This is a genomic window from Hyphococcus lacteus (assembly GCF_041058985.1).
GTDB lineage: Bacteria > Pseudomonadota > Alphaproteobacteria > Caulobacterales > Parvularculaceae > Hyphococcus > Hyphococcus lacteus.
Genome location: NZ_JBEHZE010000001.1, coordinates 964182 through 985433, shown reverse-complemented (window position 1 = coordinate 985433; position 21252 = coordinate 964182). Strand labels below are relative to the sequence as shown.

At 52.3% G+C, this 21252-nt stretch carries 22 protein-coding genes; 7 read left to right on the top strand and 15 right to left on the bottom strand.

What is annotated here, in order from left to right; translation table 11 throughout:
* From rsfS to obgE, 3 genes are all read right to left on the bottom strand, one after another.
* Entirely contained in the window at positions 1-324 is a 324-nt protein-coding gene (gene rsfS, locus ABFZ84_RS04785; protein WP_369314540.1) for a ribosome silencing factor, read from the bottom strand.
* Between the two features lie 251 nt (positions 325-575).
* Positions 576-2171 (bottom strand): L-histidine N(alpha)-methyltransferase, encoded by a 1596-nt coding sequence (gene egtD / locus ABFZ84_RS04780; protein ID WP_369312791.1) that lies wholly within the window; start codon positions 2169-2171, stop codon positions 576-578.
* 70 nt (positions 2172-2241) lie between these two features.
* A complete protein-coding gene (obgE, locus tag ABFZ84_RS04775) occupies positions 2242-3300 on the bottom strand; it encodes a GTPase ObgE (protein ID WP_369314539.1) in 1059 nt (352 codons plus the stop codon).
* 177 nt (positions 3301-3477) lie between these two features.
* Here obgE and ABFZ84_RS04770 point away from each other — a divergent pair, with 177 nt between their 5' ends.
* The 4 genes from ABFZ84_RS04770 (at position 3478) to ABFZ84_RS04755 (ending at position 7080) form a co-directional block, all read left to right on the top strand.
* Complete coding sequence (locus ABFZ84_RS04770) at positions 3478-4581, top strand: NADH:flavin oxidoreductase (protein WP_369312790.1); 1104 nt, start codon at positions 3478-3480, stop codon at positions 4579-4581.
* Between the two features lie 9 nt (positions 4582-4590).
* Positions 4591-5262 carry a glutathione S-transferase family protein gene (locus ABFZ84_RS04765; protein ID WP_369312789.1) on the top strand — a complete coding sequence of 224 codons (672 nt, stop codon included), beginning with the start codon at positions 4591-4593 and terminating at the stop codon, positions 5260-5262.
* A gap of 112 nt (positions 5263-5374) precedes the next feature.
* Positions 5375-6136, top strand: coding sequence for a LolA family protein (locus ABFZ84_RS04760; protein WP_369312788.1), 762 nt, complete (start codon positions 5375-5377; stop codon positions 6134-6136).
* A 347-nt stretch (positions 6137-6483) separates the two neighbouring features.
* On the top strand, positions 6484-7080 hold the full coding sequence (locus ABFZ84_RS04755; RefSeq protein ID WP_369312787.1) for a hypothetical protein: 597 nt from the start codon (positions 6484-6486) through the stop codon (positions 7078-7080).
* Here ABFZ84_RS04755 and ABFZ84_RS04750 read toward each other — a convergent pair.
* Positions 7067-7960: a sulfite exporter TauE/SafE family protein gene (locus ABFZ84_RS04750; RefSeq protein WP_369312786.1), complete on the bottom strand. Its 894-nt coding sequence runs from the start codon at positions 7958-7960 to the stop codon at positions 7067-7069. The two genes, ABFZ84_RS04755 and ABFZ84_RS04750, sit on opposite strands and share 14 nt — an antisense overlap.
* Between ABFZ84_RS04750 and xth the strand changes: the two genes are divergently transcribed.
* Positions 7959-8762: an exodeoxyribonuclease III gene (xth, locus tag ABFZ84_RS04745; RefSeq protein WP_369312785.1), complete on the top strand. Its 804-nt coding sequence runs from the start codon at positions 7959-7961 to the stop codon at positions 8760-8762. The genes ABFZ84_RS04750 and xth overlap by 2 nt on opposite strands.
* Here xth and ABFZ84_RS04740 read toward each other — a convergent pair.
* Positions 8757-9866: an aminotransferase class V-fold PLP-dependent enzyme gene (locus ABFZ84_RS04740; RefSeq protein ID WP_369312784.1), complete on the bottom strand. Its 1110-nt coding sequence runs from the start codon at positions 9864-9866 to the stop codon at positions 8757-8759. The genes xth and ABFZ84_RS04740 overlap by 6 nt on opposite strands.
* Before the next feature lie 2 nt (positions 9867-9868).
* Positions 9869-10369, bottom strand: coding sequence for a universal stress protein (locus ABFZ84_RS04735; protein WP_369312783.1), 501 nt, complete (start codon positions 10367-10369; stop codon positions 9869-9871).
* A gap of 98 nt (positions 10370-10467) precedes the next feature.
* On the opposite strand from ABFZ84_RS04735, the gene ABFZ84_RS04730 reads away from it, so the two are divergent.
* A complete protein-coding gene (locus ABFZ84_RS04730; protein WP_369312782.1) occupies positions 10468-10995 on the top strand; it encodes an RNA methyltransferase in 528 nt (175 codons plus the stop codon).
* A gap of 67 nt (positions 10996-11062) precedes the next feature.
* On the opposite strand, the gene ABFZ84_RS04725 is transcribed toward ABFZ84_RS04730, so the two are convergent.
* Positions 11063-11659 (bottom strand): MarR family winged helix-turn-helix transcriptional regulator, encoded by a 597-nt coding sequence (locus ABFZ84_RS04725; RefSeq protein ID WP_369312781.1) that lies wholly within the window; start codon positions 11657-11659, stop codon positions 11063-11065.
* A gap of 309 nt (positions 11660-11968) precedes the next feature.
* On the opposite strand from ABFZ84_RS04725, the gene ABFZ84_RS04720 reads away from it, so the two are divergent.
* Positions 11969-12502 carry an NUDIX hydrolase gene (locus ABFZ84_RS04720; RefSeq protein WP_369312780.1) on the top strand — a complete coding sequence of 178 codons (534 nt, stop codon included), beginning with the start codon at positions 11969-11971 and terminating at the stop codon, positions 12500-12502.
* Here the strand turns inward: ABFZ84_RS04720 and ABFZ84_RS04715 are convergent.
* The 8 genes from ABFZ84_RS04715 to ABFZ84_RS04680 all read right to left on the bottom strand — a co-directional run bounded on the left by ABFZ84_RS04715 (position 12499) and on the right by ABFZ84_RS04680 (position 21202).
* A complete protein-coding gene (locus ABFZ84_RS04715) occupies positions 12499-13206 on the bottom strand; it encodes an inner membrane-spanning protein YciB (RefSeq protein WP_369312779.1) in 708 nt (235 codons plus the stop codon). The genes ABFZ84_RS04720 and ABFZ84_RS04715 overlap by 4 nt on opposite strands.
* A gap of 17 nt (positions 13207-13223) precedes the next feature.
* On the bottom strand, positions 13224-14456 hold the full coding sequence (gene ftsY / locus ABFZ84_RS04710; protein WP_407067069.1) for a signal recognition particle-docking protein FtsY: 1233 nt from the start codon (positions 14454-14456) through the stop codon (positions 13224-13226).
* A 229-nt stretch (positions 14457-14685) separates the two neighbouring features.
* Positions 14686-15957 (bottom strand): tRNA (N(6)-L-threonylcarbamoyladenosine(37)-C(2))-methylthiotransferase MtaB, encoded by a 1272-nt coding sequence (gene mtaB / locus ABFZ84_RS04705; RefSeq protein ID WP_369312776.1) that lies wholly within the window; start codon positions 15955-15957, stop codon positions 14686-14688.
* Between the two features lie 69 nt (positions 15958-16026).
* Complete coding sequence (locus ABFZ84_RS04700; protein ID WP_369312775.1) at positions 16027-16449, bottom strand: flagellar biosynthesis repressor FlbT; 423 nt, start codon at positions 16447-16449, stop codon at positions 16027-16029.
* 164 nt (positions 16450-16613) lie between these two features.
* Positions 16614-17705, bottom strand: coding sequence for an LptF/LptG family permease (locus ABFZ84_RS04695; RefSeq protein ID WP_369312774.1), 1092 nt, complete (start codon positions 17703-17705; stop codon positions 16614-16616).
* Complete coding sequence (locus tag ABFZ84_RS04690) at positions 17702-18883, bottom strand: LptF/LptG family permease (RefSeq protein WP_369312773.1); 1182 nt, start codon at positions 18881-18883, stop codon at positions 17702-17704. Before ABFZ84_RS04690 ends, ABFZ84_RS04695 begins: the two co-directional genes overlap by 4 nt.
* 124 nt (positions 18884-19007) lie before the next feature.
* The gene (locus ABFZ84_RS04685; protein WP_369312772.1) at positions 19008-19970 is read right to left on the bottom strand and encodes a hypothetical protein; all 963 of its coding nucleotides are present in this window, start codon (positions 19968-19970) and stop codon (positions 19008-19010) included.
* Between the two features lie 14 nt (positions 19971-19984).
* Entirely contained in the window at positions 19985-21202 is a 1218-nt protein-coding gene (locus tag ABFZ84_RS04680; RefSeq protein WP_369312771.1) for a glycosyltransferase family 4 protein, read from the bottom strand.
* Positions 21203-21252: the final 50 nt, after the last annotated feature.

Genomic DNA, 21252 nt, shown 5'->3' with positions numbered 1-21252 from the left:
TTAGGCGTCCGTTGTTGCCGCAATATGCGCAGCTTCTGACCAAACACGCTCAAGATTATAAAACTCGCGTACTTCTGGCCGGAAGAGATGCACGATGACATCTTCTGCGTCGATCAACACCCAGTCACAAGCGCTCGCGCCTTCGACCTTTGGATTAGCAAGGCCAGCCGCTTTCAGACGACTGACAATCTGATCGGCCATCGCGCCCACATGGCGAGTAGAGCGACCAGAAGCCACCACCATTGCGTCGGCCAAGTCTGTCTTGCCCACTAAATCGATGGTGACGACGTTTTCCGCTTTGTCGTCGTCGAGTTCTTGTAAAATGAGGGAGAGAATCTTCTGACTGCGTTGATCAGCGGTGAGGTTGGCTAAAACCGCCTCATCCTTTTGACCTTCACTGTCGGACCCGTTCAGATCTGATCTGTCCGAGTCTCGAACGAGCCCAAGTGCAGCCTTACCGGTGGCTGCCGTGCCGTGCTGTGCGTCCAGCGTATTTCTCCATTCATGACGCGGGAAACGCTCCCGCTTTACTAATATAAGGCCGTTCTAGCAGCCCTCCAACCATAAGGCCAAATTTATCTGTTGCTCAAAAGGCACGCCGCAAACCAGCCTTGGGGGTCTGTCCATGTCTTTTCAACGTGCCACGGGGTTTGGTTAACAAGCTGAGAGAATTTTTCGTCGGTAAATTTGTGTGAGTTTTCTGTGTGCAAAGTCTCGTCTTTGGCAAACGAGAACTCGTGATCATCAATCACAATTTTGGTCGCTTGCTTAGCCCGAAGGTGCATCTCGATGCGGCTCAGCTGCTCATTATAAAACGCATAATGTTCGAAATCATCAATGTTGATTTTCGCACCCAATTCACGCTGCATCCGCACCAACAAATTCATATTGAATTTTGCGGTTACGCCTTCGGCATCATCATAGGCCGCCTCTAGGACCGATTTGTCTTTGACTTGATCAACCCCAATCAAAAACTGTGCGCCCGTGCCAAGCGTTTCGGACGCGCGTCGCAAAAACCCGACCGCCGTTTCTGGCAACATGTTTCCAATCGTCGAACCGGGGAAATACCCAAGCCAATGTTCCGGATCTTTCAAAACACCTTTCGGAAATTTAATCGGCGCGTGAAAATCAGCACAAATCGCTGCCACTGGAATCGAAAGCTGTTCCGCCATGACGCTTGCGCTCTCAATCAAATGATCGCGCGAGATATCCATTGCCACATACGCCGCAGGATTTTTAAGCCCTTTCACAAGCCATTCAATTTTTTCGCTCGAGCCGGAGCCATATTCAAAAACACCAACCCCAGCGCCAATCTCGCCGGTTATCTCTTTAGCATTATCCAGAAAAATCTGTCGTTCTGTGCGGGTTGGGTAATATTCTTTAACCTCGGTGATACCATTGAAAATTTTTGATCCGCGCTCATCGTAAAAATACTTTGGCGAAATGCTTTTTTGTTTTTTACCCAACCCCTCAATGGCGTCCGCACGAAAATCGCCCAAGTCTGGATGAAGATCGAGAAAGTAAGCCAGATGGCCGTGTGGTACAGAAAGATCTGCTGGCTGATTATCTTTGTTTGAATGTTGGATTTTTCTGTTCCTCAATTCGGTCGATGAAATAGGGTTATTTGTGTCGGGAAAATAGATCCATCTTGGCGCGTCAATGAGCGCGAAATCAGTGGCCTGATCAATTTCAACCCGAAATGCCGCGAGATCTTTTGCAGCCGGGCTAGACAGCGCACCTTCACCATATCCGGGACGTGCAAAAACCGCGAAAACTGCCCGGTCGGCAATGACGCGCCAGTCTTTCCACTTATGAAAAGTCTCAAGCCCATCGGCCCCCATCAACCAGACAAACCTACTATTGGGGTTATCGTCCTGAAGCGCCTCAAGCGTATCGACAGTATAGGTAAGGCCGTGACGCTTTTCGAAATCGCTGACCACGATATCGGGGTGATCGCTAATGACACGTGCATGTTTCAGGCGCTCCTCATAAGGGGCATAAATGCTACTGTCTTTGAGCGGATTCCCCGGTGTGACCAGCCACCAAACAGCATCAAGCCCAAGGCGTTCCAGCGCCGCTACGGAAATTTCGCGATGACCAGCATGGGCAGGATTAAACGATCCGCCCAAAATGCCGATTTTTCGGCGTGCATTTGATTTGGCTATGGGCACTGATGAATCCCGGTTGCGCAATGGGGCTCACTACATAGAAGCCTGATGTGACGATTCCAACCGGCAGCGACTACAGCCGCCAGGTTTCTTCCGTCGGCTCGTCGCTTTCGTCATCAACGCCGCCCGATGTAACAGCACGCGCTTTCGCTGCGAGGGTCATGAGCTGACCCAAAAGCGGCGGCAACCCGACGCCCGTCGCACCCGAAATCACATGAACCTCGGTATTCGCAGCCTTTGAAAGTGCCGCTTTGCGCTCTTCAACCTCTTCGGGCGTCAGCGCATCAATCTTGTTCAAAGCAACAATTTCGAGTTTATCCGCCAGCCCTTCGCCATAGGCATCAAGCTCGCCGCGTACAGTTCGATAAGCCGCGGCCACGTCTTCTTGAGTACCATCTACAAGATGCAGCAAAGCGGCACAGCGCTCGACATGACCAAGAAAGCGAACCCCGATCCCCGCGCCCTCGTGGGCACCTTCGATCAGGCCCGGAATATCAGCAAGCACAAAACTTTGCCCCTCGCCGACCCGTACGACCCCCAGATTGGGATGCAAAGTGGTGAAAGGATAGTCTGCAATTTTTGGTTTCGCTGCCGAAACCGCTGCTAGAAATGTTGACTTACCCGCATTCGGCAAACCCAGAAGGCCGATATCCGCAATGAGTTTAAGGCGCAACCAAACAGTGCGTTGTTCGACCGGCTGGCCCGGATTAGCCTTGCGCGGCGCACGATTGGTGGATGATTTAAACCGCGCATTCCCGAACCCGCCATTGCCGCCCTTGGCCAGCAAGACCCGATCACCGGGCACATCAAGATCAGCAATCAGCGTTTCTTCGTCCTCTTCGAAAACTTGCGTTCCCACGGGGACTTTGATGATCAAATCTTGCCCCGAGGCACCGGTGCGGTTTGACCCTTCGCCGGGGCGACCGTTTTCTGCGCGGAAATGCTGTTGGTAGCGATAGTCGATCAGCGTGTTGAGGTTTTCAACGGCCTCAGCCCAGACATGGCCGCCCGCGCCACCATCGCCGCCATTCGGGCCACCAAATTCGATAAACTTTTCACGGCGAAACGACAGGCAGCCATTACCGCCGGCACCGCTCTGCACATAGATTTTTGTACGATCAAGAAATTTCATGGCGCCATCTACACCCTTAAGGCCCCAAGCACCAACACCAATCTCGGCCTGACGTTCGCCACGCCCCTCACGAAGACGTGCGGAGAGGAAAACACCGCCGACGGTTGCTGCTACGCGGGCGTGTATTATCTGCCGCGCACGGGTATCCTTCCCGGATGTAGCATTACAGGATTTCAAATGACCTCGAATACGAAAATTCTTTTTGAACCAGCGCAGCTCGGTACACTTGCGCTTCCCAACCGTATCGCCATGGCCCCGATGACCCGCTCTTTCTCGCCAACGGGCGCACCAAGCGATGATGTTGTCGGCTATTATCAGCGCCGTGCGGCTGGCGGTGTCGGCCTTATTTTATCGGAAGGGGTTCACACCAATCAGATCACCGCCGCTGGCACACCAAACGTCCCCCATATCGTAACCGACAAAGCCAAAGCCGGCTGGCGCAAGGTCGCTGATGCGGTGCACGCGGCAGGCGGCAAGATCGGTCTGCAACTCTGGAACGAAGGCCCCTTCCGCAATCCGAAGAACACCAAGCACCCTGACACTCCTTCTTGGTCCGCATCCGGCATGAAAATTCCCGGCAAACCGCTATGGGAGCCGATGACCGAAGATGAAATCGAAACCGCGATCAATGAATATGTGAACGCCGCCGTCGCGACCAAAGAGCTTGGTTTTGATTGCGCGGAATTCCACGGTGCCCATGGCTATTTGATCGACAATTTTTTCTGGGATCAAACTAATGTCCGTACTGACAAATGGGGTGGCGACTGGAATGGCCGTACCCGCTTTGCAACCGAGGTCATCCGCAGGACACGCGAAAAGGTCGGCGCGGACTTTCCATTGATCATTCGTTTGTCGCAATGGAAACAGCAGGACTTTTCGGCGCAAGCAACGAAATCACCCGAAGAGATGCTGGAATGGCTACAGCCAATGGTTGATGCCGGCATTGATATTTTCCATTGCTCACAACGCCGTTTTTGGGAGCCTGAATTTGAAGGCTCCGACCTCAACTTTGCAGGTTGGGCCAAAAAACTAACCGGCAAACCCACGATATCGGTTGGCTCTGTCGGCCTTCAGGGCGACTTTATCGGTGCATTCGCTGGTGAAACATCAAAAACAGCGAGCCTTGATAAACTGGTAACCCGTATGGAAGCCGGGGAGTTCGACTTAATCGCTGTTGGCCGCGCATTGTTGCAAGATCCAAACTGGGTCACCAAAGTCCGCGATGGCCGCAATGACGAGCTAGAGCCGTTCACCAAAGACGCCCTCATGTCACTTTCTTAAGGCAAAAAAATGATCACCGTTCACCACCTCAACAATTCTCGTTCACAGCGTATTCTTTGGCTACTCGAAGAGCTTGGCCTTGATTACGACATCAAACATTATGAGCGAGACGCGAAAACCAATCTCGCGCCAGCGTCGCTTAAAAAGGTTCATCCTTTGGGCAAATCGCCAGTTATTGAGGAGGGTGGCCGGGTCTATGCCGAAACAGGTGCAATGATCGACTATATCCTTGATCAGCATGGGAATGGCCGGTTGCGTCCAGCACTCGGGACACAAGAATATGACGCCTATCGTTATTGGCTCCACGCCGCCGAAGGCTCTTACATGCCACCATTGGTGATGACATTGTTCCTCACCAAAATGGAAACGGCCCCAATGCCATTTATTATTCGGCCTGTGGCCAAGAAACTCACCAATGGTGTTCGCGATGCTTATCTCAATCACACCCTCAAAGGTCTGTTTGATTACCTCGACGCCGAGCTTGGCAAATCCACCTGGCTTGCTGGGAGCGACTTCTCCGCCGCAGACGTGATCATGAGCTTCCCCATGGAGGGCTTCTTTGCACGCGCAGGTTCGGCGAAGCAATTTCCGAATATAGCGGCATTCCTTGAGCGTATTCACGCCCGGCCCGGCTACAAGGCGGCGCTAGAACGCGGCGGCCCATACGCGTTGATGCGGTAACAATTTCGTGTGCGCCGTGCCCTTTGGCCGCCATATTCATGGCTTCCTTTAGACACGGCGCAACTCTAAATAGAGTCTCGAAGAAACCTGACGCTTTCACGGAAGATGTTTTATGAGCCTCGCAATTTTGTCCGCTTTATCTATCATCTGCGTTGATGTTGCCGGCGCTGCACGACCCGTGGCAGCAACAACCGCGATCGCCGTTCAGGCCGCAACCGACATCACAGAAACAACAACCAACGCAACACCAACAACGGAACCTGTGGCCACTGAAGCCGAGCCCGATGGTTTTGAGGACGAAGACGTTTTCAACGACCCGTTGGTTTTTGAAAATGAAACCGATGAAGCTGTCGCGCAACGCCTCATCGATTATATCGAAAGCCTCGACACCTTAAGCGGGCGCTTCACCCAAATTGCACCATCAGGCGCGATCTCAGACGGCAGGTTTTACCTGCGCCGCCCCGGTTTCTTGCGTTTTGAATATGATCCGCCCACCCCTCTTCTAATCGTCGCAAATGGCGGCATGGTCTATGTCCGCGACGAAGCGCTCGAGACAACGGATTCCTATCCGACCGGAAAAACACCGTTAAAATTCTTGCTGAGCAAAAAAATCGACCGCGACGACGCAAAAGTTGTTCAGGTTGATCGCGGCGTCGATAATGTTGCGGTGACATTTTCATCAAGCGACGAAGAGACCGAAGGCGAGCTGACATTGATCGCCACGGCACCCGATTTTGAATTGCGGCGCTGGATCATTCATGATGCCCAAGGCGGGATCACGGTTGTTACGCTTAACGATGTTAAGACTGGTGAGCGCTTGGCGAACAGCCTTTTCCGGGCACCCGATGCTGGTGGTCGCTTCCTCGACCGATAAAATTTACCAAGGCCGAGGGGGCAAACTTTCTGTTTTGTAACAGTGTCACATGCAAGTTTTTTTTCTCTTTTCCCTTGAAAAACTGCTCTGTGATGCGTTAATGTTACAGTACACGAAAGGCAATGGATCGGGCCAGCGTTGCCCCCCCGCTTGCAGGCCCGAATGTCTTCGTGTCGCCGGAATATCCCCTCCCGGCGTAGGCGCAACAGCGCAGCTTGGCGTCCGATCAAAATGGTCGGACGCCTTTTTTTATCCAACCATTTTTATCGGGTATAATTTGTTGACCGTGGTTGATGTAACCGCCGGGCCTCATCATTAAATAAAGCGAAACAACGAAAGCGCGCGCGATGGACGAAATTGATCTTGAAGAATTAGAACGCGAGTTGCCCGGCCTTGCGCGACTATCGCGCTTTGCCCGCTCGCTTGATCGGATTCCCTGGTTCGCCAATATCGGCGGCAAGATGACGCCCGGCGCACGCGCCGCCGCTGACGATTACATGTCTGGCCTTGGCTTTCCCGATGCCGAAATCGCTATGTTACTAGATTGGGGTGACGCTGCCGCCGCCGCAGAAAGTCTCGATTGGCAAAGCCCCGCTTGGGAAGCAGAAGAATCATTGCGCGCCGACCTAACCGGACGCGCACTAGAATTGCTTTCCGAAGATGCCCTCCGGATTGGGATGGCCCTCATTGCTGAAAAGGTTGCCGACCCGGCAAAAGACGCCGTCGAAGAGTTGGCCTATTTAAGCGATCTTGATGACGACGCTATCAAGACCCTGTGCGTCGGCGCGGCGGTTCAAGCCGCCAATGGCGCAGCACTTGCGCTGATCGCGGCAGAAGACACCGACTTTGACGCGGAGAACCACCCTTTTGCTGCCAAATTCCGCCTGTTTGAGTTCGGGCGCTGGCCAGTCAGTATTACGGGATCGTCGTTCAACCTGTTCTAAAATCCATCAGCGCGACGGCAATCAGGTATAGAGCAATAATTGTCAGGATCGTTTTGAAGCCGCGACGAAATAGGTGATCAGGCATGCGGCGCAGAAAATGCGTTCCTGCGTAAGTTCCAATAAAGCCAGCGACCAAAATTGCGAGGATCACCATTATCCAATCGCCAAAGGCAAAGCCAAGCAGACCAAAGGTCAAGATTTTCATCAAGTGCTGAATGACCATCGCAGTGGCATGGGTCGCAACGATTTTGAGGCGATCAAGTTTGGCAGCACCTATCATCGTCGCCGCAATCGGCCCGGTCGCCCCGAAAAACATCGTCAAAAACGCCGCAATCGCGCCCGTTGCGAAAAATGTCTTTGGCCCCGGCGCGAAACTGCCGGGTTTTGGCCCCCAGACCGTATAGAGGATAAAACACGCCACCCCGCCCCGCAAAAGCCAAACCGGCATTTCAAGCGCCAATCGCCCCCCAAGCATTGCTCCCAAAATACCGCCAGCGCTGAACCACAGCACAATGGGCCAAACCACATCCCTGCGTTGCAGATAAAAACGCCCCGCATTTGACCCGGCCTGTGCAACGCCATGAATGGGGATAACCGCAAGGGGCGGAAAAACCGAACTCATGACTGCCAACAGCGCGAGGCCCCCACCAAGACCAAACGCCGCCGTCAGGGCAGAGGTAAAAAAACTGGCCAATATCGCGACCAACGCCGCCCATAGCGGTAGTCCATCAGGCAAAAAGGCAGCAACGTTTTCCATAGCGCGGTGATAGATTACACCTGACGAAATCGCAATCAGCCGTAAATCTGTCGCCTTGACGGGGTATCTTTGCCCCCGTAATCCGACATCAACGAAAATCAATTCCGAATAGGCAGATCGCATGAAAATCACTACCTGGAATATCAACTCAGTCCGACTACGGATTGAACAAGTCGTGAAATTTCTCGCGACCGAAGCGCCAGATGTTTTGTGCCTTCAGGAAATCAAATGCCTGGAAGATAATTTTCCCGGCAAAGCACTGGCTGAGGCTGGTTATCAGCACCAAGCTGTATCAGGCCAGGCCGGATATCATGGCGTCGCAATCGTCTCTAGGCATCCTCTCAGCAAGATCGAAAAACGCGAATTTTGCCAAAAGGGAGATTGCCGCCATATCGCAGCAAGCCTGCCCGGCGGCATCCGAGTTCATAATTTTTATGTCCCCGCCGGTGGTGATGAGCCGGACCCGGTCAAAAATGAAAAATTCGCCCACAAGCTTGATTTTCTTGACGAAATGACAGGGTGGTTCAGCGAATTAGGACCGCGATCAAAATCGATCTTGGTGGGTGATTTGAACGTCGCCCCCCATGAACATGATGTTTGGTCCCACAAACAACTCCTTAAAGTCGTGTCGCACACACCCATCGAAGTCGAAAAACTAGGCGAGGTTATCTACTCCCACGGGTGGGTTGATGTGGCACGCGAAATTATTCCGGAAACGGAGAAACTGTATTCATGGTGGTCGTATCGCGCAAAAGATTGGCGGGCCTCGAACCGTGGCCGGCGCCTTGATCATATCTGGGTTAGCCCGGCACTAAAAAAAGCCGCAATAGCGGGTGGTCGTGATGCGTATAAAATCCACGATGATGTGCGCGGGTGGGAACGGCCATCCGATCATGCGCCAGTGTCACTGACGCTATCGCTATAGAAACGGTTCAATCGCCGTGGCCAAAGCATCGATGTCTTTTTCATCATTATAAAGATGAACAGAAACACGAACCGTACCCAAACGTGTGTCATGGCCGACACCCAATGCACTTAATGCTTTTGCTGCCGCATCATAGTCACGAACCTTGATTAGCGCCGCTGACCCCCGCGCGCCTTCGCGCGTTGTCGAATAAAATGCCGATTTTGGTAATTGATCGAACAACCGCGATAGGAGTTTTTGATTATGCGCATAGATTGCCTCAACGCCTTGGGCATTGAGAATTTCATGCCCCGCACACGCCCCGGCGAGTGGCCCGATTGAGGGCGTCCCGCCAAAAAATCGTGTCGCGCCTTCGGCATAATCAAAATGGTGAATGTCAAACTCAAACGGATCTTGGTGAGAGAACCAACCTACATCAAGCGGCGCAACCTTGGCGGCGCTATCGGCCAACGCCCACAAAAATGCCGCACCGGTGCCGCCGCACAAATATTTAAGCGACGTCCCCACCGCAAAATCTGGTTGCCACTCATCAAGCCTAACGGGCACCGCGCCTGCGGCCTGTGCCACATCAATCAAAGAAAATACGCCGGCCTCACGCGCGCGTTTCGCAATCTCTCTTATGGGCGCAAGCACACTGGTGTTTGAATAAACCTGTGTTGCGACAACCATCTGCACGTCATCGGCAAAAGCCGGTGCCCAAGTGTCCGGATCGGCAAGCGCGTCGCCGCCCGGCAGGAAAACAAGTTCATACCCAAGTCGTTCACCCTGCGCGAGGGCAAAGCCAACAGTTGGAAAATCATCTTCGGTCAGAACAATTTTCCGGCGACCTTTTCGCGCGGGCAATGACATCATGATTTTTGCGATGCCACTCGATACATTCGATAACGGACAAATATCAGACGCTTGCGCACCAATAATTGGCGCAAGGCCCACTTTGAAATGCTCTAGCGCATCAAACCAAGGGGTCCAGACGTTAAAGCCTTCTTCGCGCCAAGGGTGAGTATAACTCTTAGCGACCATATCCGCATAGGATTTTGGCTGTGCGCCAACCGAATGAGATAGGAAATAGTGTTTTCCCGGCAGGTGAAAATATTGCTTCGTCATGGTTAGCCTGCCAACCGGCGTAATTCATCGCGCGACATCGCACCCGGCACCACCGTCACGGGGATCGGCCGCGCCGCGAGATATGCCGGCTTCTGGGCGAGCGACGACACTAACGGCCCCGGGCCGTTTGTCTCTGTCGAAGCCCCAAGAAACAGGATTGAAATTGCAGGGTCTTCGTCAATAAGCTTGCGGATCTCTTCGACATCAATGCCTTCGCGAATGACCTCTTCGGGGTCCTCGCCCGATTGCGCTTTTACCTCTGCCGCGAATTCCCTGAGCAGTTCTTGGGCTTTTTCCTCTGCCTCAGCGCGCATTGTTTCAGCCACGGTCGCCCAATGACCAAATTCTGGCGGTTCGAGCACCGATAACAGTATCACCCGCGCATTTGATCGCTTTGCGCGCCGTCCCGCAAAAAATGCGGCCAATCGCGCTTCGGGGCAATCGTTTGCGATGACCAAAAACTTGATCCGGTCGTCTTGTTTCGAAGTTGCTTCATTCATCATCCGCCTACTCTGCCCTGAATTGCGGGGGGACGTCTACTTGACCGACCTACTACCCAGACGCTACCGCCTTATTCATATTAACAAAATCAGGAAAAGATATGCGCGGTTATTTCGGGATCGGATCAGAAGGCATCTCAAAACCAATGAATTTGGGTGCCGTCCTGCGAACTGCCCATGCATTCAATGCGAGTTTCGCATTTTCGGTCAACGCCCACCACCGCGCGCGTGAGGTTAATCTCGCGGACACCGCAAAAAGCGCATCCCACATGCCGCTTTATGAGTGGGACACCCTTGATGACATTCGACTGCCAAAAGGATGCGTGATCGTGGGGGTTGAGCTAACCGAAGAAGCGATTGATTTGCCAAGTTTCCGACACCCATTAAAGGCGGCTTATATTCTCGGGCCGGAAAAAGGCAGTCTCTCGCCAGAGGCCCAAGCCCTCTGCACACATATCATCAAAATTCCTATGCGTTTTTGCGTCAATCTTTCTGTGGCCGCCGCACTGGTTATGTATGACAGAACACTTAGCATGGGCGGATTTCGCCCACGTCCAGTTTCTGCAGGTGGACCAACAGACCCCTTGCCACCGAAAAAGGAATGGCAATCCGTTCGTTTCAGACAATAAAATCAGGCATTAAAAAAACGCCGCCAGCAGATGCTGACGGCGTTTCAATCGGAATAATCCGTTAGTCTTAGCGACGCTTGGTTGTGCGTTTCGCTTTGCGCTTCGCAGGTGCCTTGCGTTTTGCAGGGGCTTTACGAGCCGTCGTTTTGCGTTTCGCAGTCGTCTTGCGTTTTGCTGTTTTCTTTTTGGTCGTTTTAGCGGCAGCACGTTTCTTCGGTGCAGCTGCTGTTTCGTCCATTTTGTCGAGCGCTTCAGCATAAGTGCGAAGAGCTTTCATGAATGCAGCTTGCTGTGTTTTAGGAAGAACAGCGAGCGCTTTCGTTTCTGCTTTGCCGACTTTCGCATCAGCTGATTTAAGCATGCGCTTACCAGCAGCAGTGATTGAAACAGCGTTTGCGCGCGCGTCTTCTTTGGTGCGTTTGCGAGAAAGAAGACCTTTTTTCATCATACGTGCGATCATGTCGGCAAGTGTCGAACGATCGATACCTGTGTGACGCACAAGGTCAGTCTGGCTCAGGCCTTCGTTGCTTGCGACAACGTGAAGAACTTCATACTGGCGCGGTGTTGGACCAGTTGAGCCGACCTCAGTTGAATACAGGTCATGAGCATATTGTTGCGCGCGGCGCAGCAGGTGGCCAGGTGAGTTTTTAAGCGAATAAGCCATTTAATTCTCCGTTTTTTGGCTCGAAAGAAGCGATTGTCCGCTAGAACCCCGCAAGGTGACAATTTTTACGCTTAGAACATGTCTTGTTACGGCTGACGCACCGGAAGTTTGCGAAGAAAAACCAGTTTTTTGCATGATTCTCTATACTGTGCAAAATTGTGCCCGATGCGGACGGTTATAGTCTGCGGATACTTAGACTTATGCATATCGTCTGACATCGTTAAAAAAGCAACACCATTTCGATAAACAAATAGGCTCTGAACGGATATTCCGCAGGCTGGCGATCAATTTTCTGTCAGGATCAAGATTATGAGTGACAAAACACCGCGTAAACCTAATTTTAAGTCAATGGTCCCTGACGGCGACAATGTCACGCGATCTGTTTGTGCGGCGTGCGGATTTATCGACTATCAAAACCCAAAAATTGTGGTCGGGTCGGTTGTTGAGTGGGAGGGTAAAATACTGCTCTGTCGGCGTGCTATTGAACCACGTATCGGATTCTGGACTTTGCCCGCAGGGTACCTAGAACTAAGTGAATCCGCCGAAGACGGCGCGCGACGCGAAGCTCAGGAAGAAGCCTGTGCGGATATTGAAATAGACCGCTTGCTCGCCTTCTATTCCATAGAACGCATTTCACAGATTCAACTTATGTTCCGGGCGCGTCTAAAGTCACCAGACATTGCGGCAGGGCCGGAAAGCCAGGAAGTCGGCCTATTTTCATGGGACGATATTCCTTGGAAAGACCTTGCTTTCCCGAGTGTCGGCTGGGCATTGCGGCAATATAACGAGACAAAAGACCGCAGCAATTTTGCCCCCTTCACCAACCCAATCGAAGGGCTTTAGCCCACCTCATCTGTTTTTGCTTCGTCAGATTTGGGGTCTTCTGACATGTGTTTGGCGATTAAGGGTGCTTGAAAGCCGGTGAAAATTAAACTGATAATCGTAAAGCCGAATACTTTCAGATTGACCCAAATCTTTTCGCCCGCGCCACAATTCGCCGCGCCCGCCAGGTCACAATCACGCATCAAGTAACGCCACGCCACTTCGTTCGCAATTGCGAGAAGCGCGAAGAAAACAGCATAGCGTTTTGTCAGGGTCAGCCATGCATCATCAGGCAAATCGAGCGCACCATCGAAAACAACTTTCAGAAAATTTTGCTTGGTATAGATACCGGCTGCGAGAATGGATGAGAACAATGCGTAAACAATTGTCGGCTTCATAAAAAAGAATGCCTTGTTATGGAGCACCAGGGTCAAAGACCCTAATACACCCACGATGACACCCGTCACCAACAACATCGGCGCAACCCGGCGCTCTTTCCATACAGAATATCCGAACGCCACAAAAAACGCAGGCATGAACAACGCTACCGCGAGAAACATTTCCTCGCCTTCAGCAATCGCCCAATCTCGTCCGATCATACCGCCAAATAACGGCGCGAGCTTGCCCCCAAGAAAATAGGCAATCATGAAAACAGCCAATGGTCCCATATCAACTGCCAGCTTTGGGCCGCCGGTTAGTCGTTGTCCTTTTACGGGCGTTGTCATGAAAGCTCCTTCGTCAGTTAATTGCGGACAATACCCGCCAGCGCATTTGCAAATTGATCAGCTTCAAAGACTTCGAGGTCCTCAACACTTTCGCCGACTCCAATATAGTGGATAGGTAAACCAAACTTATCCGCAAGCGCCACCAAAACACCGCCGCGCGCAGTACCATCAAGCTTGGTCATGACTAATCCCGTAACCCCGGCAATCTGTGAAAACGCATCGGCCTGACTAAGCGCGTTCTGTCCGACGGTCGCGTCAAGGGTCAGGATCACATCATGTGGACCGGTTTCATCCAGCTTTTTGATGACCCGGACGATCTTGGCAAGCTCTTCCATTAGTTCCTTTTTATTCTGAAGCCGCCCAGCCGTGTCGATCATCAAAACGTCAGTATCTGTGGCCTTGGCTTCTTTGACGGCGTCAAAAACCAACCCGGCCGCATCCGCACCGACCTTACGCGAGATCACAGGAACGCCCGAACGCTCGCCCCAAACTTCGAGCTGCTCGATTGCGGCAGCGCGGAACGTATCACCTGCTGCAAGCATGACCGATAAACCGTCATCACGGAATTTACGGGCCAATTTGCCGATTGTGGTGGTTTTGCCCGCGCCATTTACGCCAACCATTAATAGAATATGGGGTTTATGGGCGCTGTCGATCGTGAGTGGTTTTTCAAGTGGCTTTAGCGTCGACGCCACTTCTTGTGCGAGCGCCGTTCGGACTTCTTCGTCGGTAACGTCTTTATCGAACTTATCTTTTGCCAGACCTTCGGTAACGCGAGTTGCTGCGGGCACCCCCAGGTCAGCCGTGATCAAAAGGTCCGTCAACTCCTCAAGCGTTTCATCATCAAGCTTGCGCTTGGTGAAAATCGCCGTCACCCCTTCAGTAAGCTTTTCCGATGACCGCGAAAGCCCGGCGCGCAATCGCGAAAGCCAACCTTTTTTCTTCGCAGGTTCAGGGCTATCGCTCTGTGCAGAAAGTAAGTCTTCTGATTGCGTCTCTGGCATTGAACCGGGGTCCGGTGCCACAACGGTCTCGTCTGGTGCGCTTGGGGTTTCAAGGCTCGTCGTTTCCGACCGCTCGTTTTCTGTCGTCGGCGGTTGATCGACCTCTGGCTCTATTGGCGGTTCGTCCACTTGTGGGTCGTGGGTAATCTCTTTGGAAGACTCTTCCGCCGTGTCCGACTCAGCGGAATCTTGGTTTTTCTTCTTTCCGAACAAACCTGACAAAAATTTATTGGCCACAGCCCTCATACCCTCTTGAAAAGTTTCTATACGGTGTAATTATATATGCGTGGCTGAAATTGTTCAGCCCATTCATGGAGACGACGATGGCAAACGCCAAACCAAATGCTAAACCTGCCGTTACTAAACCAGCAAGCAAGCCGGCTACGAAACCAGCCGGTAAACCGGGCAAGTAACGTCAACCAAATGTCGAAAAAGAGCCGCCCCCTTAAAGGGCGGCTTTTTTCGTGAAAATCGCTCATGGTGTTGCCTTTATGGCTTCACCCACGAGGCTTTCACCCTCGCGACCCGTGATTTTGACATCGACTAGATCGCCAACCGGCGCAGCCCTATCGCCCAGCAATACCGGTGCGAAGTTGCCTAGCCGCGCACGCGCGCCACTTTCTTGAATTGCGGTGTGGGGCGTCCCGACCAACCCATCAAGGAAACGCTTTAGGCTTTCCGAACCCGCAGCCCGAAGGCGCGCGGCACGGTCTTTAATCACACCACCGTCAACCTGCGGCATCCGCGCCGCTGGCGTGCCTTGCTTTGCGGAATACGGAAAAACATGAAGATATTGAAGGCCTGCCTCTTCGACGATGTCGAGGCTACGCCCAAACATCTCTTCGGTTTCGGTCGGGAAACCCACAATTATATCCGCACCCACCGCAAGATCAGGGCGCTTCGTTCGCACCGCAGCACACAGTTCAATCGCCTGCTCGCGATTGTGGCGACGTTTCATCCGTTTCAAAATTAAATTATCGCCAGCCTGTAGCGAGATATGAAGATGCGGCGCAACACGTTGATCTTCAGTGATCCGTTCAAAGAGCGCATCATCAATTTCGGCACCATCAATGGACGACAACCGAAGCCGATAAAGGTCCGGCACGTTATCCAATAATGCGGAAACCAAATCGCCAAGCCTTGGTTGCCCTTCGATATCCGCCCCGTACGACGTAATATCGACACCGGTCAAAACGATCTCGCGATGCCCAGCACCCGTCAAGCGTTTCGTTTGCTCGATCACATCTTTCACGGGGGCCGAGCGGGAGTTCCCCCGGCCATAAGGAATGATGCAAAACGTACAACGATGGTCGCAACCATTCTGTACCTGAACAAATGCCCGCGCCCGGTCCCCGTATCCGTCGATTAACTGTCCGGCGGTTTCTCGTGCAGACATAATGTCATTGACTTGAATGACCGGCGATGCGTCTTTGGCCAACTGCTGCCACTGATCGGCTTCGAGTTTTTCTTGATTGCCGATGACGGCGGACACTTCGGGCATGGCGTCAAACGCCTTTGGATCGACCTGCGCGGCGCAACCAGTAACGATAATCCGCGCATCGGGCCGGTCGCGTTTGGCGCGGCGGATCCGCTGACGCGCTGTACGGACTGCCTCGTTGGTCACTGCGCATGTGTTCACCACGACCGCATCTTCACAACCAGCGTCAGATGCGAGCCGTCGCATCATTTCGCTTTCGGCTGCATTCAGCCGACATCCGAGCGTGATAAAATCTGTGGTTTTAGCCATGCCGGGCTATGTGAGGCATCATCGCCCCAAGCACAAGGCATAGCGGCGCAACTTCCACAGTCGTGGGCGTTATTCGGCGGCCTTTAAGGTTCGTGTTGAAGCATCTTGCTCAACCGTTGGTAAAACAGTTTGACGATCCGCCAGAACAAAAGTCTTCAAGGCGCGCATTATACCGTAAAAGTCATAACTTTCGATCGCCTCAGACAAGTTCGTATCAGCAGGGGCCATTTCAGTATTCTCGTTCAATGCTGATTTGAGAATGGACGCCGCCTCAACATTCGTGATCTGCCCAGCAACTGCTAACTGCGCGATATAATAGGCCCGTTTAAGCGGGGTCGTCGCTTCTTCTGGTTTCAATGCATCGCGGAGACGAAGGATATTCGCACCGATTGTCTTTACTCGAAGCCGCGTATTTCGGTCCCCATTTTCGATGAGAACGCCATTAATCATCAGCTCTTCACCAGGACGCAACTTGAGTATTAAACCAGCCATTGTTATCCCCGTTTTTAGGACATATGCCCTTTGGCAAGAACGAGAACCACTCTTGCGTGTATAACCATAAACACACAACCGTTTAATAATCAACTAAAAATTGCGAAAACCGCAACTACACTTATCGATAGTTGCAAATCTTGATGTAAACAACAGTAAACGTGTCAGTTTTCCATAGCCAGAATAATAGAGAATCCAACCACCATGAAAATGGCTAACGGAAAGAACGCACCAATAATCGCGGGCACGACACCCAATGCACCAAGCGCCAATGCAAGGTTTTCAGCGATGAAATAGGCAAAGCCGAGTGCCGCACCCGTCACTGCACGCATCAACAAAACACCTTGGCGGTGAACACCGAACCCAGCAATGGCACCCAAAAGTGGCATCACCAATGTCGCCATTGGTTTTGAAAAGCGCCCAAGAAGCGATGTCATCGGCGCGCGCGTATCCGCCCGGTCCTGGTTGAGCTGATCGATTTTCGCCGCCAGCTCACCTAGCGTCGTCTGGTCCGGCTCTAGGGTCATCGCAAACAGCAATTCTGGATCAAGACTATTTGTCCAAATCACGGACTCAGTCGTGGTTACCGCCAGTGTTTCCGCATCGAGCGCACGCGCCCCAAATAGACGCCATGCACCATCTTCAAAGCGGGCAACCCGCGCCGTAATTGCACTACCGATAACGCCATTTTCATCGAGGTCATAAATCGTCACACCGGACAGCAATACGGCACCATTGATACGCACAGCACTATCGGCCGCAATAATTTCGCCGTCATAACTAATACGGAGATCCGTGCGGGTATCACTTTCGGGTGGAAGATCGACTGCGTAGTCATTTACCTCCCAATAGTCGAGCGCCTCTGACGTTTTGACGGTTACCAGCTCGTGAAACGTAAAATGCGAAAGCGAGATAATCGCACAGGCAAAGCCAAGCGGAAATAAAACCCGATGAACGGACATTCCGGCCGCCCGCATAATCGTGATCTCGCTGGTATGGCTAAGCCCCGCCAACGTTAAAACCACCCCAAGCAACGCCGCAAAAGGCGTAAACTGACTAACGATTTGGGGCGCACGCAGCGATATGTATCGCAAAACAGAATCAATCCCCGCCCCATCTGCTGCAAGGATATCTTCGGAGCGGTTCAGCAAATCGAGCATTTGCAAAATAATTACAAAAAACACCAACAGCCCAATAAAGCGAAGCGCAAACATTCGCCCCACATAAACCATAAAGGTATTCTGCATGGTGATCATTGACTTGGCTCCGCCGCAGATCCAGCGACTCGGATGGTTTCTTGAGAGCGCCGCGACATAACTTTCGCCGAACGGGCCTGATCAATCGATCCGCTATAAAAGAAGAATGATACCAACGTAAACACCAAGAATACGCCCCACATTGAGACATATGGCGACATCTCGCCATCAGCGGCCATGACCTTGCCCCACTCTTCGAGAACTTCGTGATAGACAATCATGATCGCGACACCAATCACCGGCTTGAGGTTTGATGCGCGACGACGCCCCGTAACCCCCATGGCAATCGCTAGGATCGGTAACACCAAAAAGCTCAGCGGATGGAGAATCCGCCAATGAAGGCCACTGCGATAATCATTATAAAGCTCGGATGATTGCGGTGTTTCAGTCCGAAGCAAATGAACGATCTCGCCAAAAGTCGCCTCGCGCTCATCCCCGCCTCGCTCGCGGAAAACCCCAATCGCTGGAAGGTCTACCTCTAGGTCGAAAGTTTCAAAGTTGAGCGTCTGAATCCGGTCGCCCAGTTCATTGATGATAACCTGTCGCCCGTCCTGCAATTTCAACAAAAGCGATGTGATCTCGGGCGTGGTCGAAATCGCACCATACCGCGCGGTGATAATCGTCTTGCTACCGTCACTGCTGCGACGCTCCAGAAACACATGATTTGCATCCCGCGTCGCGGGGTTAATCTCCGCTAGCCGGATCGTGACGTCATCGCTGATTTTAATAAATTCACCGGCTGGAATTTTGATCCCTAACGCGCCACTCGTCACGTCAAACCGGATTTGCTGATACTCATAGCGTGCAAATGGCTGAATATAAGACACCAACAAAAAGTCGAAGATCATCAGAACGAACATCAGGCCATAAATGGGGCGCAACAAACGCCCAAAAGATGCCCCGCTGGAGCTAAGCGCATCAAGCTCGCTCGACATCGACAAATTGCGGAAAGCCAACAAAATTCCCAAAAAGGCCCCGAGCGGCAATGCTAGCCCTAAATAATGCGGAATGAGGTTCGCAAGCATCTTCCAGACGACATCAACCGGGCCTTGTTCGGCCAGAACAAAGTCGAACAGGCGCAACATGTGCTCTAACAACAAGAGTGCGCCAGCAACGCTTAACGCCAATATAAGTGGCGTCGCGACTGCGCGGAGAATGTAGCGATCAATAAGATGCATCGGTGGGAAAGCACCTGCCCGGCGAGTTGAAAAAGGCTGCTGGTTTACCAGCGGTTATTAAGATCAAGCGTCTGTAGCGAATTCCGGGCCAATCCGGAAGGCAAAGACAAAAAAACACCCCACATTATGCTTGGGCGGGTCGTAAACTGCCCCGCGCCAGATGAGCTGTCGCAAAGAACATGAAGATATTGAATATCTGAGATAACCCCGCCTCGGCAACCAACATTCCTGCTACCGCCGCTTCTGGCGCGCCGACCACCGACGACAGGCTGAGCGCCGCCCCGAGATAGACGATATCCTGATTGGGCAAGAACGGCACCCGGCTAAGCACCAGTTGCATCGCAATGAAGGTCATCCATGCCATGACCGGCGCGCCCGGCAAGGCAGCTGCATACATCGCCGCGTGGAGTAATATGATCAATGCCTGGCGCCCGCCATGAACGCCGATCAGCTTTGCCATTACCCCTTTGGGCAACGCCATCAATTTATCACGGAAGATCATCACCAAAACAGAAAGCGTTCCCGCCGATAGAAACGCCAGCCCAAAAAGCCATTGCGCCCCTGGAAATGCCTCAAGCCCGGCCTGAAGCCCGCCTGTTGCCGCCAACAAAATAACGAGGATCACCGTCGCGGCATTCGACGTAAATGCAGAAAGAAGGTTGTTGTCTTTGACACCCACAAGAATTTTCTTGTTCGAAAGCGATAAACAGCGCCGCGCCCAGAGCGTCAAAAAGGCCTCACCCGAATACCCCATCACCGCGAAATTATAAACGCGCTTGCGAATAAAAACCGAAAAATGCCGAACCAGTGGCTGCGACCAAACAATTTCGTAAATGGCAATTTCTGAAATCGGCAGCGCGAGAAACCGCAACAGAAAAAAGAAATAAAACCATGGCGACTCTGGCAATGCATTGGCGACCTCAAGCCAGCCCACTTGTGTCAACTTATGCAAAAGATAGAGAACAATCAGTCCAAGCAATGTGTACTGAGTAATCCTCAGACCTTTTTGGACATCTTCTCGGTCACGCAGCAAACGCCATTTGTCGCGCAATTTTTGGCCCGAGGTTTTTAGTTTTTGCGCGATCATTGAAAGTGCTGTCTTTACGCCGCGTGCTGCCGCGATGCTGCGTGCATTTCTTTGCTCGTCGATTGTGACGGATCGAAACTATCAAGCGCTTCAAAATAATGACTGACAAGTTCAGCCAAAACAGCGTCCCAGCTAAAGCCCTTACTGTTCTCGCGTGCCGTATCGCCAAACTGTTTTCGTAAGCCAGCATCCTTCGCCAAGGTTGCAATTTGCTGCGCAAAACCCTCTGGATTCGGATCAGCAAGGAATCCAGTAACGCCGTCTTTAATGAGGGACTTACTTCCGGCAGCAGCAGCACCGATCGACGGAAGGCCAGATGCCATTGCCTCTAACGTCACATTGCCAAATGTCTCTGTAATGCTTGGATTAAAGAACATATCCGCACTCGCATAAGCCCGCGCAAGGTCCTCGCCTTGAAGATAACCTGCAAAATGCGCGTCCGGCAATTGTTTTGAAAAGCTTTGTCGTTCCGGCCCCTCACCAACCACCAAAGGCCGAAGCGAAGGGTTGAGTTTTCGTGCGCGGTTAAACGCGTCAACAAATACATCAATACCCTTTTCAAGAACCAACCGTCCAACAAAAGCAACGACGATATCATCAGCCTGGAAACCAACACTTTCACGCCACGCCATATCACGCTTGTCGGGGTTGAATAACTCACCATCAACACCGCGCGTCCATAAGCGAATGTCACGACCAATGCCATCCTCGCGCAATTCATCTGTCATCGAATGAGATGGCGCATAAACATGTTCGCAGCGATTATAGAAGTATCGTAAATAGCGCGTCAGATGCGCCTCTAGCCAACGCATATTGTAATAACGCGGATAAGTGTCGAAACGCGTATGAAAGGATGCAACCGCTGGAATGCGATGCTTACGCGCAAAATTAAGCGCGAAAAGCCCCGTGTAATCCGGGGCGGCAATATGAACGATATCTGGTTTGAATGCCTCTAAACGGCGCTTGGCCGCGCCGCGCGGGCCTAGCCCAAAACGATACTCGCTGCGCTTGCCCGGAAACGCGAGTGACGGCACCGAAAGCAACGTACCGGAATGTTTAAATGCTGGCTCGCCGCATGTGGGCGCGAACACCAATACTTCGTGACCCTTGCCCTCTAGATAAGCCACGAGCGTATTCAGCGCACGGACTGGTCCGTCCATGACGTAATTGTAATTACCCGAAAAAAGGGCCACTCGCAATTTGCGGTCAGGTTTCGATTGGTGCGCGCTCATGATTTTGCTCGGGACTGCTTTCCTAGCTTTAACGTCATAAATCGGCGCGG

Excerpts from the sequence above, each read along its gene's own strand:
- obgE (WP_369314539.1), bottom strand. The coding sequence starts at position 3,300 with ATGAAATTTCTTGATCGTACAAAAATCTATGTGCAGAGCGGTGCCGGC.
- ABFZ84_RS04770 (WP_369312790.1), top strand. The coding sequence starts at position 3,478 with ATGACCTCGAATACGAAAATTCTTTTTGAACCAGCGCAGCTCGGTACA.
- ABFZ84_RS04765 (WP_369312789.1), top strand. The coding sequence starts at position 4,591 with ATGATCACCGTTCACCACCTCAACAATTCTCGTTCACAGCGTATTCTT.
- ABFZ84_RS04760 (WP_369312788.1), top strand. The coding sequence starts at position 5,375 with ATGAGCCTCGCAATTTTGTCCGCTTTATCTATCATCTGCGTTGATGTT.
- ABFZ84_RS04755 (WP_369312787.1), top strand. The coding sequence starts at position 6,484 with ATGGACGAAATTGATCTTGAAGAATTAGAACGCGAGTTGCCCGGCCTT.
- xth (WP_369312785.1), top strand. The coding sequence starts at position 7,959 with ATGAAAATCACTACCTGGAATATCAACTCAGTCCGACTACGGATTGAA.
- ABFZ84_RS04750 (WP_369312786.1), bottom strand. The coding sequence starts at position 7,960 with ATGCGATCTGCCTATTCGGAATTGATTTTCGTTGATGTCGGATTACGG.
- ABFZ84_RS04740 (WP_369312784.1), bottom strand. The coding sequence starts at position 9,866 with ATGACGAAGCAATATTTTCACCTGCCGGGAAAACACTATTTCCTATCT.
- ABFZ84_RS04735 (WP_369312783.1), bottom strand. The coding sequence starts at position 10,369 with ATGATGAATGAAGCAACTTCGAAACAAGACGACCGGATCAAGTTTTTG.
- ABFZ84_RS04730 (WP_369312782.1), top strand. The coding sequence starts at position 10,468 with ATGCGCGGTTATTTCGGGATCGGATCAGAAGGCATCTCAAAACCAATG.
- ABFZ84_RS04725 (WP_369312781.1), bottom strand. The coding sequence starts at position 11,659 with ATGGCTTATTCGCTTAAAAACTCACCTGGCCACCTGCTGCGCCGCGCG.
- ABFZ84_RS04720 (WP_369312780.1), top strand. The coding sequence starts at position 11,969 with ATGAGTGACAAAACACCGCGTAAACCTAATTTTAAGTCAATGGTCCCT.
- ABFZ84_RS04715 (WP_369312779.1), bottom strand. The coding sequence starts at position 13,206 with ATGACAACGCCCGTAAAAGGACAACGACTAACCGGCGGCCCAAAGCTG.
- ftsY (WP_407067069.1), bottom strand. The coding sequence starts at position 14,456 with ATGAGGGCTGTGGCCAATAAATTTTTGTCAGGTTTGTTCGGAAAGAAG.
- mtaB (WP_369312776.1), bottom strand. The coding sequence starts at position 15,957 with ATGGCTAAAACCACAGATTTTATCACGCTCGGATGTCGGCTGAATGCA.
- ABFZ84_RS04700 (WP_369312775.1), bottom strand. The coding sequence starts at position 16,449 with ATGGCTGGTTTAATACTCAAGTTGCGTCCTGGTGAAGAGCTGATGATT.
- ABFZ84_RS04695 (WP_369312774.1), bottom strand. The coding sequence starts at position 17,705 with ATGATCACCATGCAGAATACCTTTATGGTTTATGTGGGGCGAATGTTT.
- ABFZ84_RS04690 (WP_369312773.1), bottom strand. The coding sequence starts at position 18,883 with ATGCATCTTATTGATCGCTACATTCTCCGCGCAGTCGCGACGCCACTT.
- ABFZ84_RS04685 (WP_369312772.1), bottom strand. The coding sequence starts at position 19,970 with ATGATCGCGCAAAAACTAAAAACCTCGGGCCAAAAATTGCGCGACAAA.
- ABFZ84_RS04680 (WP_369312771.1), bottom strand. The coding sequence starts at position 21,202 with ATGAGCGCGCACCAATCGAAACCTGACCGCAAATTGCGAGTGGCCCTT.